This window comes from Pseudoclavibacter sp. VKM Ac-2888 (genome assembly GCF_015351285.1).
Taxonomy (GTDB): Bacteria; Actinomycetota; Actinomycetes; order Actinomycetales; family Microbacteriaceae; genus Pseudoclavibacter.
The window spans coordinates 501,252-516,916 of the sequence record NZ_JADKSM010000001.1 but is presented as its reverse complement, the minus strand read 5'-3'; the positions used below and the strand labels follow the sequence as shown (position 1 = coordinate 516,916).

General features: G+C 68.7%; 14 protein-coding genes. All 14 read left to right on the top strand.

The window, feature by feature from the left end; genetic code table 11:
• The first annotated feature begins 36 nt into the window (after positions 1 to 36).
• The 14 genes from ITJ61_RS02395 (at position 37) to ITJ61_RS02330 (ending at position 15,664) form a co-directional block, all read left to right on the top strand.
• Positions 37 to 1,425, top strand: a complete 1,389-nt coding sequence (locus tag ITJ61_RS02395; RefSeq protein WP_323744291.1) for an RsmB/NOP family class I SAM-dependent RNA methyltransferase — start codon at positions 37 to 39, stop codon at positions 1,423 to 1,425.
• A 9-nt stretch (positions 1,426 to 1,434) separates the two neighbouring features.
• On the top strand, positions 1,435 to 2,100 hold the full coding sequence (rpe, locus tag ITJ61_RS02390; protein WP_104241261.1) for a ribulose-phosphate 3-epimerase: 666 nt from the start codon (positions 1,435 to 1,437) through the stop codon (positions 2,098 to 2,100).
• Positions 2,101 to 2,124: 24 nt separating this feature from the next.
• Positions 2,125 to 2,388, top strand: coding sequence for a phosphoribosyl-ATP diphosphatase (locus tag ITJ61_RS02385; RefSeq protein WP_104241260.1), 264 nt, complete (start codon positions 2,125 to 2,127; stop codon positions 2,386 to 2,388).
• 120 nt (positions 2,389 to 2,508) lie between these two features.
• A complete protein-coding gene (gene hisG / locus ITJ61_RS02380; protein WP_104306636.1) occupies positions 2,509 to 3,348 on the top strand; it encodes an ATP phosphoribosyltransferase in 840 nt (279 codons plus the stop codon).
• A gap of 2 nt (positions 3,349 to 3,350) precedes the next feature.
• Positions 3,351 to 4,154: an imidazole glycerol phosphate synthase subunit HisF gene (gene hisF / locus ITJ61_RS02375; RefSeq protein ID WP_104306635.1), complete on the top strand. Its 804-nt coding sequence runs from the start codon at positions 3,351 to 3,353 to the stop codon at positions 4,152 to 4,154.
• Positions 4,151 to 4,540, top strand: a complete 390-nt coding sequence (gene hisI / locus ITJ61_RS02370) for a phosphoribosyl-AMP cyclohydrolase (RefSeq protein ID WP_104306634.1) — start codon at positions 4,151 to 4,153, stop codon at positions 4,538 to 4,540. Before hisF ends, hisI begins: the two co-directional genes overlap by 4 nt.
• Positions 4,527 to 5,219 carry a Trp biosynthesis-associated membrane protein gene (locus ITJ61_RS02365; protein ID WP_181064964.1) on the top strand — a complete coding sequence of 231 codons (693 nt, stop codon included), beginning with the start codon at positions 4,527 to 4,529 and terminating at the stop codon, positions 5,217 to 5,219. Before hisI ends, ITJ61_RS02365 begins: the two co-directional genes overlap by 14 nt.
• 34 nt (positions 5,220 to 5,253) lie before the next feature.
• Entirely contained in the window at positions 5,254 to 5,532 is a 279-nt protein-coding gene (locus ITJ61_RS02360; protein WP_146080203.1) for an HGxxPAAW family protein, read from the top strand.
• A 1-nt stretch (position 5,533) separates the two neighbouring features.
• Positions 5,534 to 6,307 carry an indole-3-glycerol phosphate synthase TrpC gene (trpC, locus tag ITJ61_RS02355; protein WP_194685339.1) on the top strand — a complete coding sequence of 258 codons (774 nt, stop codon included), beginning with the start codon at positions 5,534 to 5,536 and terminating at the stop codon, positions 6,305 to 6,307.
• Positions 6,304 to 7,548, top strand: a complete 1,245-nt coding sequence (gene trpB / locus ITJ61_RS02350; protein ID WP_104241255.1) for a tryptophan synthase subunit beta — start codon at positions 6,304 to 6,306, stop codon at positions 7,546 to 7,548. The genes trpC and trpB overlap by 4 nt, the downstream gene beginning before the upstream one ends.
• A gap of 29 nt (positions 7,549 to 7,577) precedes the next feature.
• Positions 7,578 to 8,399 (top strand): tryptophan synthase subunit alpha, encoded by an 822-nt coding sequence (gene trpA / locus ITJ61_RS02345; RefSeq protein ID WP_104307264.1) that lies wholly within the window; start codon positions 7,578 to 7,580, stop codon positions 8,397 to 8,399.
• Positions 8,396 to 9,454: a prolipoprotein diacylglyceryl transferase gene (lgt, locus tag ITJ61_RS02340; RefSeq protein WP_194685338.1), complete on the top strand. Its 1,059-nt coding sequence runs from the start codon at positions 8,396 to 8,398 to the stop codon at positions 9,452 to 9,454. The genes trpA and lgt overlap by 4 nt, the downstream gene beginning before the upstream one ends.
• Positions 9,455 to 9,642: 188 nt before the next feature.
• Positions 9,643 to 14,211, top strand: a complete 4,569-nt coding sequence (gene gltB, locus ITJ61_RS02335) for a glutamate synthase large subunit (RefSeq protein WP_194685337.1) — start codon at positions 9,643 to 9,645, stop codon at positions 14,209 to 14,211.
• Positions 14,204 to 15,664: a glutamate synthase subunit beta gene (locus ITJ61_RS02330; RefSeq protein ID WP_104241252.1), complete on the top strand. Its 1,461-nt coding sequence runs from the start codon at positions 14,204 to 14,206 to the stop codon at positions 15,662 to 15,664. The genes gltB and ITJ61_RS02330 overlap by 8 nt, the downstream gene beginning before the upstream one ends.
• Position 15,665: the final 1 nt, after the last annotated feature.

Here is a 15,665-nt window from a genome sequence, read left to right as displayed (position 1 = left end):
CCGACCGCCGGTCGCTCGGTCACTCGCTCACGCCAGGTGGCGTTCGAGGTTCTCAGAGCTGTCGACGAGGACGACGCCTACGCCAACCTCCTGCTTCCGCACCGGATCTCGGCGGCACGGCTCTCCCCGTCGGATGCGGGCCTTGCGACCGAGCTGACCTACGGCACGCTGCGTCGTCGAGGCACGTACGACGCGATCATCGCCGAGGCCTCCGGACGCGACGTCCGCGATATCGACCCGCCGATCCTCGATGTCCTTCGGCTGGGCGCACACCAGCTGCTCAGCATGCGCACGCCGAGTCACGCTGCGGTCAACGAGTCGGTCGAGCAGGCCGCCCGCATCGCGTCCCGAGGCGCCTCCGGGTTCGTCAACGCGATCCTTCGGAAGATCTCGCGCACCGGACTCGACGAGTGGCTCGACGAGATCACGACGGGGCAGAGCGAGGAGCAGGCTCTCGCGGTGCGCCACTCGCATCCGGACTGGATCGTGCGCGCATTGCGCGACTCGCTCGCGGCCGAAGAGCGCGGCGACGAGCTCGCCGCGACACTCGCCGCCGACAATGTGTCGCCAGCCGTCAGCATCGTGTCCCTCCCCGGCTTCGACACGCCCGACGAGCTCATCGAGACGAACCCCGATCTCCTCGGGCCAGGCCGAGTCTCGCCTCGCGGGCTGACGCTCTCCTCGGGCGACCCGTCCTGGGTCCCTCAGGTCAAGGCGGGCAGGGCACGCGTCCAGGACGAGGGCTCGCAGCTGGTCACGCTCGCGCTGCTCGAAGCGGCGCCGGTCCTCGCCGGCGAGCGCTGGCTCGACATGTGCGCCGGCCCCGGGGGCAAGGCTGCGCTGCTCGCCGCCAGCGCTACCGAGCTCGGCGCCAAGCTCACCGCCAACGAGCTCGTGCCGGCTCGCGCCGGGCTCGTCCGCACGGCGCTCGCCCCGCTCGCGGCTCCCGTCTCCGTCACCAACGAGGACGGACGCTCTTTCGCCGAGAGCCACCCTGGGGAGTTCGATCGAGTCCTCCTCGACGCCCCCTGCACGGGCCTCGGCGCGCTGCGGCGCAGGCCGGAGGCTCGCTGGCGGAAGCAGAGCAGCGACGTGAGCGAGCTCGTCCAGCTGCAGGAGCAGCTGCTCGAGGCAGCGCTCGCCACCGTGAAGCCAGGCGGCATCGTGGCCTACGTCACCTGCTCGCCCCACCAGGCCGAGACGACCGGCGTCGTGCGCCGCGCGGTTCGGCTGTCTGGCGCTGAGGTGCTGGACGCGGCCGCGATCGTGAGCCGCGCCTCGACGACCGGTGAACTGGACCTCGGCGAACGCCCCCTCGGCGACGGCACGCTCGTGCAGCTCTGGCCCCACCGCCACGGCACCGACGCCATGTTCCTCGCTCTCCTGCGCCGAGCACCCGCTCAGCAGGAGACCCCGACCCCGTAGGATCGCCCCGTGAACGCGCGCATCAACCCCAGCATCCTGGCCGCCGACTTCGCCAACTTCGAGCGAGATCTCGGTCGCATCGCCTCAGCCGATGCGGCGCACGTCGACGTCATGGACAACCACTTCGTGCCGAACCTCACGTTCGGGCAGCCGATGGTGGAGCGTCTGCAGGAGATCAGCCCCGTGCCGCTCGACCTGCACCTCATGATCGAGGACCCGGACCGCTGGGCTCCCCAGTTCGCGGAGATGGGCGTGTTCTCGGTGACCTTCCATGCGGAGGCCGCGACGAGTCCCGTGACCCTCGCCAAGCGGTTGAAGGAGCGAGGCGCGCGCGCTGGCATCGCCATCAACCCGGCGACGCCCCTCAGCGCCGTCGAGGAGATCCTGCCCCACTTCGACCAGCTGCTCATCATGACCGTGGAGCCCGGCTTCGGCGGTCAGTCTTTCATGGCGGACATGATGCCGAAGCTGGCGAGGGCCGACAGGCTCAGGAAGTCGCACGGCCTCGAGACCTGGCTCCAGGTTGACGGCGGGATCTCGCTCGACACGATCGAGCTCGCGGCAGCGAACGGCGCCGATACCTTCGTCGCCGGATCGGCCGTGTTCCGCGGTGATCCCGGTGAGCAGATCGCGGCGCTGCGCGCGGCTGCAGCGGATGCCCGGCACGCGCACTAGGCGCCAAGCGACTACGCTGTGCCTGTGAAATCCTTCGACACGCTGTTCGCAGAGCTCTCCGAGAAGATCGCCTCCCGACCAGAGGGTTCAGGCACGGTCCGAGAGTTCGACGCGGGCGTGCATACGATCGGGAAGAAGATCGTCGAGGAGGCCGCTGAGGTCTGGATGGCCGCCGAATACGAGAGCGACGAGGAGACGGCTGAGGAGATCTCGCAGCTGCTCTACCATCTGCAGGTCCTCATGCTCGCCAAGGGCCTCACGCTCGACGACGTCTACCGCAACCTCTAGCAGGCACGAGCTCTCCGCTCTCGACCGACCCGCGCGAGACGTGCGCAGACGCCGGTGACCTCACCGGTCAGCGCGCACCCACCCCGATTCACGACTCCCAGAACCAAGGACGTTCCAACAATGCTTCGCATCGCCGTGCCAAATAAGGGCATGCTCGCCGAGACGGCCAACGAAATGCTGCAGGAGGCCGGCTACCGCGGCCGCGGCGACAGCCGTGAGCTCGTCGCCATCGACCCGATCAACGACGTCGAGTTCTTCTACCTTCGGCCTCGTGACATCGCGACCTACGTGGGCTCGGGTGTCCTCGACGCCGGCATCACGGGCCGCGACTTCCTCTTGAACACCGAGTCGGCCGCCAAGGAGGTCCGTGCGCTGGACTTCGGCGACTCGACCTTCCGATTCGCGGGCCCCGCCGGCGAGTTCACCGATGTCAGCCAGTTGCAGGGCAAGCGCGTGGCGACGAGCTACACGGGCCTGCTCGGCTCCTGGTTCGCCCGGGCGGGCATCGAAGCTGAGCTGGTACCCCTGGAGGGGGCGGTCGAGTCCGCCATCAGGCTCGGCGTCGCGGATGCCGTGGCCGACGTCGTCTCCACGGGTGGCACGCTGCGCAAGGCCGGCCTCGAGGTCTTCGGTCCGGTCATCCTCGAATCCACGGCGGTCCTCATCTCGACGCCGGAGAAGGAGCACGCTGCGCGTCGCCTCCTCGGCCGCCTCGACGGTGTGCTCGTCGCGCGACGCTACGCGATCATGGACTACGACATCGAGTCGTCGAAGCTCGACGCGGCTCTGGCGATCACACCCGGCTTCCAGTCGCCGACGATCTCCCCGTTGCGCGACTCGGACTGGGTCGCGGTGCGCTCCATGGTGCCGCAGAACGAGCTCAACCAGGTCATGGACCAGCTCCAGGATGCTGGGGCCAAGGCCATCATCGTGACGGCGCTGCAAGCCGTCCGGGTGTGATGATGACCGTCTCCTCATCCGCCCAGAAGTCCACGGGGCTCGCAACGCGCGTCATCCCCTGCCTCGATGTGGCCGAGGGGCGTGTCGTCAAGGGCGTCAACTTCCTGGATCTGCAGGATGCGGGCGACCCCGTCGAGCTCGCGGCGCTCTACGCCGAGCAGGGTGCGGATGAGCTCACCTTCCTCGATGTGACCGCCTCGAGCGAGGGACGGGGGACCACCTACGACCTCGTCACGCGGACGGCGGAGCAGGTCTTCATCCCGCTCACCGTCGGCGGTGGGGTGCGCAGCGTCGAGGACGTTCGCGTGCTGCTCGCGTGCGGCGCCGACAAGGTCGGCGTGAACTCTGCGGCGATCGCACGGCCGGCGCTGCTCGATGAGATCTCGTCGACGTTCGGCAACCAGGTCCTCGTCCTCTCGCTGGATGTGAAGCGCTCGGCATCGACCGAGTCCGGGTTCGTCGTGACGTCCCACGGTGGGCGAACAGACACTGGGATCGACGCGCTCAGCTGGGCCCGCGAGGCCATCGAGCGCGGCGCGGGGGAGCTCCTCGTCAACTCCATGGACGCTGATGGCACGAAGGCCGGCTTCGATCTGGAGCTGACCCGCCTCGTCCGCGAGCTGGCGACGGTCCCCGTCATAGCATCCGGCGGAGCGGGTGCGCTCGAGCACTTCGCTCCCGCCGTCGAGGCCGGCGCGGACGCCGTGCTGGCCGCGAGCGTCTTCCACCACCGGCAGTTCACGATCGGCCAGGTGAAGGACTCCCTGGCCGAAGCAGGAGTCACCGTCAGGCGGAGCGTCCGATGACGGCATCCACGTTCCCCGTTGCCGCCCGGCAGATCGACGAGATCCTCTCGCGCGTCTCGTTCGACGACCGCGGCCTGGTTCCGGCAGTCGTGACCCAGCACGACACCCGCGAGGTGCTCATGCTCGCCTGGTTGAACGCGGAGTCGCTGCGCATGACCCTGACCGAGGGGCGGGTCGTCTACTGGTCGCGCTCTCGTTCGGAGCTGTGGCGCAAGGGCGACACCTCCGGCAATACGCAGCGCCTCGTGAGCTTCGCGCTCGACTGCGATGCCGACACGATCCTCCTGGGCGTCGACCAGCACGGCCCTGCCTGCCACACCGGTACCAGAACCTGCTTCGACGGCGACGACCTCGCGCTCGAGTTCCCGGCCCATGACGTCGCCTGACGCTGCGGGCAAGCGCGGCAAGCGCGGTAAGCGCGGCACGCTCCTCGCGATCGTCGTCGGCGCGGGTCTGGCGATCCTCGCCTGGTCGCAGGTGTGGTTCTCGTTCGAGGTGTCCCTCGGGGCGCAGACGTTCGCGGGCGAGGTCCGCGGAGACGTCGCAGCCCCGGCCGTCATGGCGCTCGCTCTGGCTGCCCTCGCCGTCCTCGCGGCGCTGGCCCTGGCGGGAGTCGTGTTCAGATACGTGCTCGGCGGGCTGCTCACGCTCGTCGGCGCGGTCCTGGTGCTGCAGTCCTTCGTCGCGGTCGGCAACCCGGCCCCGGCCATCGCACCGGAGGTGACGGCAGCATCGGGACTCGCGGGCGAGCAGACGATCGCGGATGCGGTCGCCGCCGGAGCGGTCTCCGTCGGATTCTGGCCATGGCTGGCCGTCGTCGCCGGCGCCGTCCTCGCCTTCGCCGGCGTGCTCGCGATCGTCACGGCCCGCCGGTGGCCGACGAGTGGACGGCGCTTCTCGACGACTTCACTGGAAGCGGCCGACGAGATGCCCGAGAATGGACAACCGGCGGGTGACGTTCGCGCGGACGCCCCGGCGGGCAGCGATCAGCGTGTCGAGCAATGGGATGCGCTGAGCCACGGCGACGACCCCACCGACGCGGGTGGCTCCCGAGCATCCAGCTAGACTTATCCCAGCGCACGTGACAAGGAGCACCCTCATGACTGAACTGGCCGCGAAGACGTCCCACGAACCCACGAGCATCGAAGAGGCCGAAGAGGTCCAGGAGGCGCCGCTGCAGGAGCCTCACGAGAGCCACGGCCACTCGGTTGCCGCGTGGACCGGAGTCCTCATCATGCTCGTCGGCTTCACCGTCGGCACGCTCGGCATCTGGTTCGACCAGAACATCGTCACCTGGGTCGGCGTCGTCGCGATCGTGATCGGGGCCATCGCGTGGCCGCTGCTCGCTCGTCTCGGCTTCGGTCCGAAGGCGCACTAGCTTGCTCGAGTCGCTGTACCACGGCGCTCTCGAGGACGCGGCTGAACGGCGGGAGCGCACTCCCTCGGGCGTCCTCGAGGCTCGAATCTCCGACGTCGCCCCTGCGCTCGATGCGTACGGGGCGCTCGCCCGCTCGGAGCGCGTCAACATCATCGCGGAGGTCAAGCGAGCCAGCCCCTCTCGGGGTCGCCTCGCCGACATCCCCGACCCCGCTGTGCTGGCGGCGTCTTACGAACGTGGGGGAGCAGCCGCGATCTCCGTGCTCACCGAGCAGCGCAAGTTCCTCGGCTCGCTCGACGACCTCCGCGCGGTGCGCGACGCGGTCGCCGTCCCCGTGCTCCGCAAGGAGTTCATCGCAGAGGAGTACCAGCTGCTGGAGGCCCGCGCGTGCGGGGCCGACCTGGCCCTGCTAATCGTCGCGGGGCTCGACCAGTCGACGCTCGTCCGCCTCGCAGAGTTCACGGAGCAGCTCGGCATGACGGCGCTCATCGAAGCGCATTCGAAGGACGAGCTGCTGCGCGGTCTCGACGCCGGCGCAAGGATCCTCGGCGTCAACGCTCGCAACCTCGCGACCTTCGAGCTCCACCCGGAGCTCTTCGGGGAGCTTGCTCCCCTCTACCCGAACGATGTCGTCAAGGTCGCCGAATCGGCGGTCCTCGAGCCAGCTCACGTGCGTCGCTACCGCGACGCCGGCGCAGACGCCGTTCTCATCGGGGAGGCGCTCGTGACGGGCGGCAACCCGGAAACTACTTTGGAGACCTTCCACCTCGCATGAGCACCTTGCCCCCAGACACCACATCGCTGCGGAACGCCTCCGGCCCCTACTACGGGGAGTTCGGCGGCCGCTTCGTCCCGGAGAGCCTCATGGCGGCTCTCGACGAGCTGTCGAGCGCCTGGGAGGCGGCGAAAGCCGACGATGAATTCTGGGCTGAGCTCTCCCGGCTGCACCGCGACTACTCCGGTCGCCCCTCGATCATCACCGAGGCGCCGCGGTTTGCAGCGCACGCCGGCGGCGCCCGCATCATCCTCAAGCGCGAAGACCTCAACCACACGGGTTCGCACAAGATCAACAACGTGCTCGGTCAGGCCCTGCTGACGAAGCGCATCGGAAAGACGCGAGTCATCGCCGAGACCGGCGCAGGCCAGCACGGCGTCGCGACCGCGACTGCTGCGGCGCTCTTCGGGCTCGACTGCACGATCTACATGGGTGCCGTCGACACGGCTCGCCAGGCACTCAACGTCGCGCGGATGCGACTCCTGGGCGCAGAGGTCGTGGCCGTCGAGTCCGGCTCGGCGACGCTCAAGGATGCGATCAACGACGCCATGCGCGACTGGGTCGCGTCCGTCGACACGACGAACTACGTGTTCGGCACTGCGGCGGGCCCGCACCCGTTCCCCGCGCTGGTGCGCGACCTCCAGGCCATCATCGGCGAGGAGGCGCGCCAGCAGGTGCTCGACCTGACCGGTGCTCTGCCCGACGCCGTCGTCGCGTGCGTCGGCGGCGGCTCCAACGCGATCGGCATCTTCAGCGCGTTCCTCGATGACCCCTCGGTGGCGCTCTACGGCTACGAAGCCGCTGGCGACGGCGTCGACACGCCACGTCACGCCGCGACGATCGGCGCCGGTCGCCCTGGTGTGCTCCACGGCGCTCGCACCCTGCTCCTGCAGGACGTCGACGGGCAGACCATCGAGTCGCACTCGATCTCGGCGGGCCTCGACTATCCGGGCGTCGGACCAGAGCACGCCCACCTCGCCGCCATCGGCCGCGCAACGTACCTCCCGGTGACGGATGCGGCGGCGATGGAGGCCTTCCGGCTGCTCTCGCGCACCGAGGGCATCATCCCGGCCATCGAGTCCAGCCACGGCCTCGCCGGCGCGCTCGAGCTCGGCAAGGAGCTCGGTCCGGACGCGACGATCCTCGTCTCGCTCTCGGGGCGCGGCGACAAGGACATGGAGACCGCAGCCGAGTACTTCGGCCTCGGCAACCCGGACCGCACCGAGGGAGAAGTCAAGTGACCTCAGCATCGACCACCGCGGCTTCCCCGATCCCGTCCGCGACATCCGCCCTCGAGCAGGTCATCGACACGGCGAATCGGGACCGCAGGGGCGCGCTCGTCGCCTACCTGCCTGTCGGATTCCCCGACTTCGACACGTCAGTGGCCGCGGCTATCGCGGTCGTCAAGGCGGGCGTCGACGTCATCGAGCTCGGCATGCCGTACTCGGACCCTGTCATGGACGGCCCCGTCATCCAGGCCGCAGCTGTTCAGGCGCTCGAGGGCGGCTTCCGCACGGAGCACGTCTTCGAGGCCATCCGCCAGATCCGCGCCGAGGTGGATGCGCCGATCGTCGTCATGACCTACTGGAACCTCGTCATGCAGTACGGCGTCGACGCGTTCGCCCGCGACCTTGCGGCAGCGGGTGGCAACGGACTCATCACCCCCGACCTCGTCCCCGACGAGGGTGGGGAGTGGATTGCCGCCTCGCAGGCGCACGAGCTCGACCGCGTCTTCCTCGCGGCCCCCAGCTCGAGCGACGCGCGCCTCGACCTGGTCATCAACTCCAGCAGCGGCTTCGTGTACACGGTCTCGACCATGGGCATCACGGGAGCCCGGGCGGACGTCGACCAGGCCGCTCGCTCGCTCGCGGACCGACTCCACGCGCACGGCTGCACACGAGCCTGCGTCGGCCTCGGCATCTCGACCGCAGAGCAGGTCCGCGAGGTGCTCGCGTATGCGGAGGGTGCCATCGTCGGATCCGCGCTGGTCAAGGCCCTCGCCTCCGGCGGCGTGCCCGCTGTCGCCGAGGTCGCCGCCCAGCTCGCGACCGGAACCGCTCTCGACGCTTCATCTTCGAAGGAACAGGCATGACGCCACTGACCGGAATCCCCAGCCCGCCCCTCGAGTGGGCGAGCTTCGAGGTCGGGCCGCTCACGGTGCACCTCTACGCGCTCTTCATCGTGGCGGGCATGATCCTCGCCGTGCTGTGGACGGACCGACGGCTCACCGCGCGTGGCGGTGAGAAGTGGATCACGGTCGACTTCGCCATCTGGGCCGTGCTGCTCGGGCTGCTCGGCGCGCGTCTGTACCACGTCTTCACGCATCCCGCCGACTACTTCTTCGAGGGCGCCAACTTCTGGCGCATCTTCTTCATCTGGGAGGGCGGCAACGCCATCATCGGCTCCCTCATCGGCGGAGCGATCGGGATCTTCATCGCGAGCCGGATGACGGGCATCCGCATGCTCGCGTTCTCGGACGCGCTCATCCCCGGCCTCCTCCTGGCACAGGCCGTCGGGCGCCTCGGCAACTACTTCAACCATGAGCTCTACGGCTGGCCCACCGACCTGCCGTGGGGCCTGCAGATCGAGGCGAGCAATCCAGCCTTCCCCGTCGGCTTGCCTGAGGGCACGCTCTTCCACCCGACGTTCCTGTACGAGATGCTCTGGAACCTCGCGGGCATCGCCCTCATCGTGCTCCTCGAGCGCATGTTCCGGTGGCGCACGGGCAAGACGCTCGCCGCCTACCTCATCTGGTACGGAACGGGACGCATCTGGATCGAGTCCATTCGCGTCGACTACTCCGAGGTGATCCTCGGGATGCGCTCGAACGTCTTCGGGGCCCTGTGCCTCGTCATCGTCGGCGTCGCGCTCTTCATCTACGTCTCACGCCTGCCGGTCTCGCAGCTGAGCACGAGCATCTACCTTCCCGGGCGCGATCCGGAGTCCGAGGCAGCCAGGGCCACTGAGGGCGCTGATGGTGCTGAGGCCGACGAACTCGACGGCGACGACGAGCTCGACGCCGAGGAGGAAACCTCCACGCAATCTTCGGTTCACGACGAGGAAACTTCCGAAGCCAAGCCTAACTCGGGCGACGTGGAAAATACCCCTGATGAGAGCGAAGAAGTCTCCACGTCCTCGAAGAGCTGAGGCGAAACACCCCACCCCTCTCGGGCCTTGCACGTGCACCTCGAAACACAGAAGTAACACAGCGGTCGTAATCTGCTGAATGGACCGACGGACGCCTGTAGGCACCCGCCCCGAACGGGCTCCGTCAACATCAGTCTTCTGTCGAGTCCGCCAAGCGACCCATGGCACCACCGACGAGGGGACGAGTTATGACCTCCGCCGCCTTTCCAACGAATGGCTACCCAGCAGCAGCCGGTCTGTACGACCCTGCCAACGAACGCGATGCCTGTGGGCTCGCGATGGTCGCCACCCTGCGCGGCACGCCGGGTCACGACATCATCGACCACGCGCTCGACGCGCTCCGCCACATGGAGCACCGCGGCGCTGTCGGCTCGGATGCGGGCACCGGAGACGGCGCTGGCATCCTGACGGCGATCCCGGACGACTTCTTCCGCGCGGTCAGCGGCTTCGATCTGCCTGCCGATGGCCGGTACGCGGTCGGAAACGCCTACCTCCCCGTGGACGCGGACGAGCGGGCCAGGGTCAAGGCTGGCATCGCCAAGCTCGCGGCAGAAGAGGATCTCCGAGTCATCGGCTGGCGCGAGGTTCCCGTGCAGCCCGACGAGCTCGGCAAGCTGGCTCGGGCCGCGATGCCCGTCATCGAGCAGCTCTTCGTGCGCAGCGAGCGCCAGAACTTCCGAGGGAACCCACGCAAGGGCGCGTCCCTCGACCGGCAGTGCTACCGGATGCGCAAGCGCGCCGAGCATTCGCTCGGCGTGTACTTCATGTCGCTCTCGTGCCGCTCGATCACCTACAAGGGCATGGTCACGACCCTGCAGCTGGAGCCGTTCTACCCGGACCTGAGCGATGAGCGCTTCGCCTCCAAGCTCGCGATCGTGCACTCGCGCTACTCGACGAACACGTTCCCGTCGTGGCAGCTCGCGCAGCCGATGCGCATGATGGCGCACAACGGCGAGATCAACACGGTTCGCGGCAACCGCAACTGGATGCGCGCCCGGCAGTCGCAGCTGCGCTCCGAGATCCTCGGCGACGTCGCAGACCTGTTCCCGATCGTGACCGAGGGCGCCAGCGACTCGGCATCCTTCGACGAGGTGCTGGAGCTGCTCACCCTCTCGGGCCGCTCCCTCGCGCACGCCGTGCACATGATGGTGCCGGCAGCGTGGGAGACCGCAGAGGACCTGAGCGCCGAGGTGCGTGACTTCTACGAGTACCACTCGCTCATCATGGAGCCGTGGGACGGGCCCGCGGCGATGGCCTTCACCGACGGCCGCTACGTGTGCGCGACGCTCGACCGGAACGGACTTCGCCCCGGCCGCTTCGTGCAGACAGCCGACGGCCTCATAGTGCTGGGCTCCGAGGTCGGGGTCGCCAGCCTCGACCCCGCGACCGTCATCCGCAAGGGGCGTCTGCGCCCAGGACAGGTGCTCCTCGTGGACACCGAGGTCGGCCGCCTCATCGAAGACGATGAGGTCAAGCACGACCTCGCGGAGCTGCAGCCGTGGGGGGACTGGCTCGATGAGGGTCGCATCAACCTCGCCGAGCTCCCGGAGCGCGAGCACGTCACGCACACTCCGGCCTCCGTCGAGCGCCGCCAGCGCACCTTCGGCTACACCGAGGAGGAGCTGCGCATCCTGCTCGCTCCGATGGCGAAGAACGGTGCTGAGCCGATCGGAGCCATGGGCACGGACACGCCCATCGCGATCCTCACGGACCGACCGCGGCTCGTCTTCGACTACTTCACGCAGAACTTCGCGCAGGTGACGAACCCGCCGCTCGACTCGATCCGCGAGGAGGTCGTGACGAGCCTCACGACGAGCATCGGGCCGCAGGAGAACCTCCTCAGCGCCGGCCCTGAGCACGCGCGTCAGGTCGTGCTGGACTTCCCGGTCATCGACAACGACCAGCTCGCGAAGATCCAGCACATCGAGCAGCGCCCCGGTATCGACGCGGCGGAGACGCTCCGCGGCTGCTACCGGGTCGACGACGGCGTCGAGGGGCTGCGCAAGCGGCTCGAGGAGCTGTGCGAGGAGGCCGACCGCGCGATCGACGCCGGCGCCGGCTTCATCGTGCTCTCCGACCGCGACTCGAACCGGGACTACGCGCCCATCCCCTCGCTGCTCATGACGAGTGCCGTGCACCACCACCTGATCCGCACGGAACGCAGGATGCGCGTCGGCCTGGTCATCGAGGCGGGCGATGTCCGCGAGGTGCACCACGTCGCAGTGCTGCTCGGCTACGGCGCTTCCGCCGTCAACCCGTACCTGGCGATGGAATCCTGCGAGGACATGGTCCGTCAGGGCAAGCTCACCGGAGTCTCCGAGGAGAAGGCGGTCGCCAACCTCATCAAGGCGCTCGGCAAGGGCGTCCTGAAGATCATGTCGAAGATGGGCATCTCCGCGGTCTCCTCCTACGCGGGCGCGCAGTGCTTCGAGGCCGTCGGCCTCTCGAACGAGCTCGTCAGCGAGTACTTCACGGGCACGGCGAGCAAGATCTCCGGAATGGGGCTCGAGGGCATCGCCCGCGAGAACCAGCTCCGCCACCGCCACGCGTACCCGGCCCAGGCTGCTCCCGCGTCGCACCGCCCCCTCGACATCGGCGGCGAGTACCAGTGGCGCCGTGAGGGGCCACCGCACCTCTTCAACCCGAACACGATCTTCCGCCTGCAGCACTCGACGCGCGAGGGCCGCTACGACATCTTCAAGGAGTACACGAAGCTCGTCGACGACCAGGCCGCGGAGACCATGACGCTGCGCGGGCTCTTCAAGCTCAAGGTGGGCGACCGGACACCGATCCCGATCGACGAGGTCGAGCCGGCTTCCGAGATCCTCAAGCGCTTCCAGACCGGTGCCATGAGCTACGGCTCCATCTCGAAGGAAGCGCACGAGACGCTCGCCATCGCGATGAACCGCATCGGCGGCAAGTCGAACACGGGTGAGGGTGGCGAGGACGTCGAGCGCCTCCTCGATCCTGAGCGACGCAGCGCCATCAAGCAGGTCGCCTCGGGCCGGTTCGGCGTCACGAGCATGTACCTGACCCACGCGGATGACATCCAGATCAAGCTGGCGCAGGGCGCGAAGCCGGGCGAAGGCGGGCAGCTGCCTCCGACGAAGGTCTACCCCTGGGTGGCTCGGACGCGCCACGCGACACCTGGCGTGGGTCTGATCTCCCCGCCCCCTCACCACGACATCTACTCCATCGAGGATCTCAAGCAGCTGATCTTCGACCTCAAGCGCGCGAACCCGTCGGCGCGCATCCACGTGAAGCTCGTGAGTGAGAACGGCATCGGCGCAGTCGCGGCCGGTGTGACGAAGGCGCTTGCCGACGTCGTCCTGGTCTCAGGCCACGACGGCGGCACCGGCGCCTCGCCCCTCAACTCCCTCAAGCACGCCGGAACCCCGTGGGAGCTCGGCCTTGCCGAGACGCAGCAGACGCTCATGCTCAACGGGCTGCGCGACCGCGTGGTCGTGCAGGTGGACGGTCAGCTCAAGACGGGCCGCGATGTCATCGTCGGCGCCCTGCTCGGTGCCGAGGAGTTCGGCTTCGCGACCGCGGCGCTCGTCGTCTCCGGCTGCATCATGATGCGCGTCTGCCACCTCGACACGTGCCCGGTCGGCGTCGCCACGCAAAACCCTGAGCTGCGCGCCCGCTACACGGGCCAAGCCGACCACGTCGTGAACTTCTTCGAGTTCGTCGCGCAGGAGGTCCGCGAGTACCTCGCGGAGCTCGGCGTGCGCTCACTGGACGAGATCATCGGGAAGCGCGAGCTCCTCGAAGTCGACGAGGCGATGCATCACTGGAAGACCGAGGGGCTCGACCTCTCGCGCGTGCTCACCGGCCACGAGTTCGGCGATGCGCCGACTCGGAGCCTTGTCACCCAGGAGCACGAGCTCGACCAGCACTTCGACCAGAAGCTGCTCACGCTCGCCGAGCAGGCGCTCGAGCGCGGCGAGTCCGTCAAGGTGTCGATGGACGTCATCAACACCGACCGCGCCGTCGGCACGATGCTCGGGCACCACGTGACCCTCAAGCACGGTGAGCACGGCCTGCCAGCAGGCACGATCGACATCGAACTGCGGGGGACCGCAGGGCAGTCGCTTGGCGCGTTCCTGCCGAACGGCATCCGCATCCGGCTCGTCGGCGACTCGAACGACTACGTCGGCAAGGGGCTCAGCGGTGGCGAGATCATCCTCAGGCCCGACGAGCGTGCGCCGTTCAAGTCGCACGAGAACGTCATCGCGGGCAACGTCATCGGCTACGGCGCGACGAGCGGAACCATGTTCCTGAGCGGCGTCGTCGGCGAGCGCTTCCTCGTCCGCAACTCCGGCGCCACTGCGGTGGCGGAGGCCGTCGGCGACCACGCGCTCGAGTACATGACCGGCGGACTCGCCGTGATCCTGGGGGAGACGGGCAAGAACTTCGGTGCGGGCATGTCCGGTGGCATCGCCTACGTGCACAAGCTCGACCCGAAGCTCGTCAACCCCGACATGGTCTCGACGGGGGAGCTCGGCCTGACGACGCTGACCAGCGCCGATGCCGACATCCTGCGCGACATCCTCGAACGCCACTACGCGGAGACCGACTCGCAGCTCGCTCGCGAGATGCTCGAGGACTTCGACGCGGTGTCGAAGGAGTTCACGAAGGTGCTCCCGCGTGACTACGCCAAGGTCACCGAGATCCGCAACGCCGCCATCGAACGCGGTGGCGACCCCGATGACAGCACGACCTGGCACGAGATTCTGGAGGCAACCCGTGGCTGACCCGAGAGGATTCCTCACCAATCGCGAACGCGAGCTCCCCAAGCGTCGGCCCGTTCCCGTGCGAATCATGGACTTCAGCGAGGTCTACGACCCTCAGGAGCCCACCCAGCTGCGCCGGCAGGCCGGACGCTGCATGGACTGCGGTGTTCCGTTCTGTCACCAGGGCTGCCCGCTCGGCAACATCATCCCCGAGTGGAACGACCTGACGTTCCGCGGTGACATGGCGGGCGCGAGCGAGCGCCTGCACGCCACGAACAACTTCCCGGAGTTCACGGGACGCCTGTGCCCGGCCCCGTGCGAGTCGTCGTGCGTGCTCGGCATCAACCAGCCGGCCGTCACGATCAAGCGCGTCGAGCAGTCCATCGCGGACACCGCCTTCGCCGAGGGCAACGTCCGTCCGCACCCGCCCGAGCGCCTCACTGGCAAGACGGTCGCCGTCGTCGGATCGGGGCCAGCGGGCCTCGCCGCCGCCCAGCAGCTGACCCGCGCCGGCCACACGGTCGCGGTGTTCGAGCGTGACGACCGCATCGGCGGGCTGCTGCGCTACGGCATCCCGGACTTCAAGATGGAGAAGTCCGTACTCGATGCTCGTCTCTCGCAGATGCGCGCCGAGGGCACTCGCTTCCGCACCGGCATCGAGATCGGTCGCGACATCACGTGGGACAACCTCCGACAGCGCTACGACGCCGTCGTGGTCGCCACCGGAGCGCTGGTCCCGCGCGATCTCCCCGTGCCGGGCCGCGAGCTCAAGGGCGTCCACTACGCGATGGACTTCCTGACGCAGTCGAACCGCGTGGTCGCGGGCGACGACCTCGCCTCGCAGATCCACGCCGAGGACAAGCACGTCATCGTCATCGGCGGTGGAGACACCGGTGCAGACTGCATCGGCACGTCGCACCGCCAGGGCGCAGCCTCGGTCACGAACCTCGCCATCGGCAAGGAGCCGCCGACCGAGCGTCCCGCGCATCAGCCGTGGCCGACGACGCCGACCCTCTTCGAGGTCTCGACCTCGCACGAGGAGGGCGGAGAGCGCGCCTTCCAGGCGTCCACGGTCGAGTTCATCGGCGACGAGTCCGGTCGGGTCCGCGCGATCCGGCTCGCCGAGACCGAGTTCCGCGCCGACGGCTCGCGCGGCCCGAAGGCGGGCACGGAGCGCGAGCTTCCCGCCGACCTGGTGCTGCTGGCCATGGGCTTCACGGGCCCGGAGCGGCACACGATCGAACCTCAGCTGCAGCTCCCGTTCACCTCACGGGGGGCCCTCGACCGCACTGCCGAGTACGAGACGGAGCTCCCTGGAGTGTTCGTCGCGGGCGACGCGGGCCGCGGCCAGTCGCTCATCGTCTGGGCGATCGCCGAGGGACGTGCGGCAGCCGCCTCCGTCGACCGGTATCTTGAACAGTCGACGGAGCTTCCGGAGCCGATCCTCGCCACCGAGCGCGCGATCTCCCTCTGAA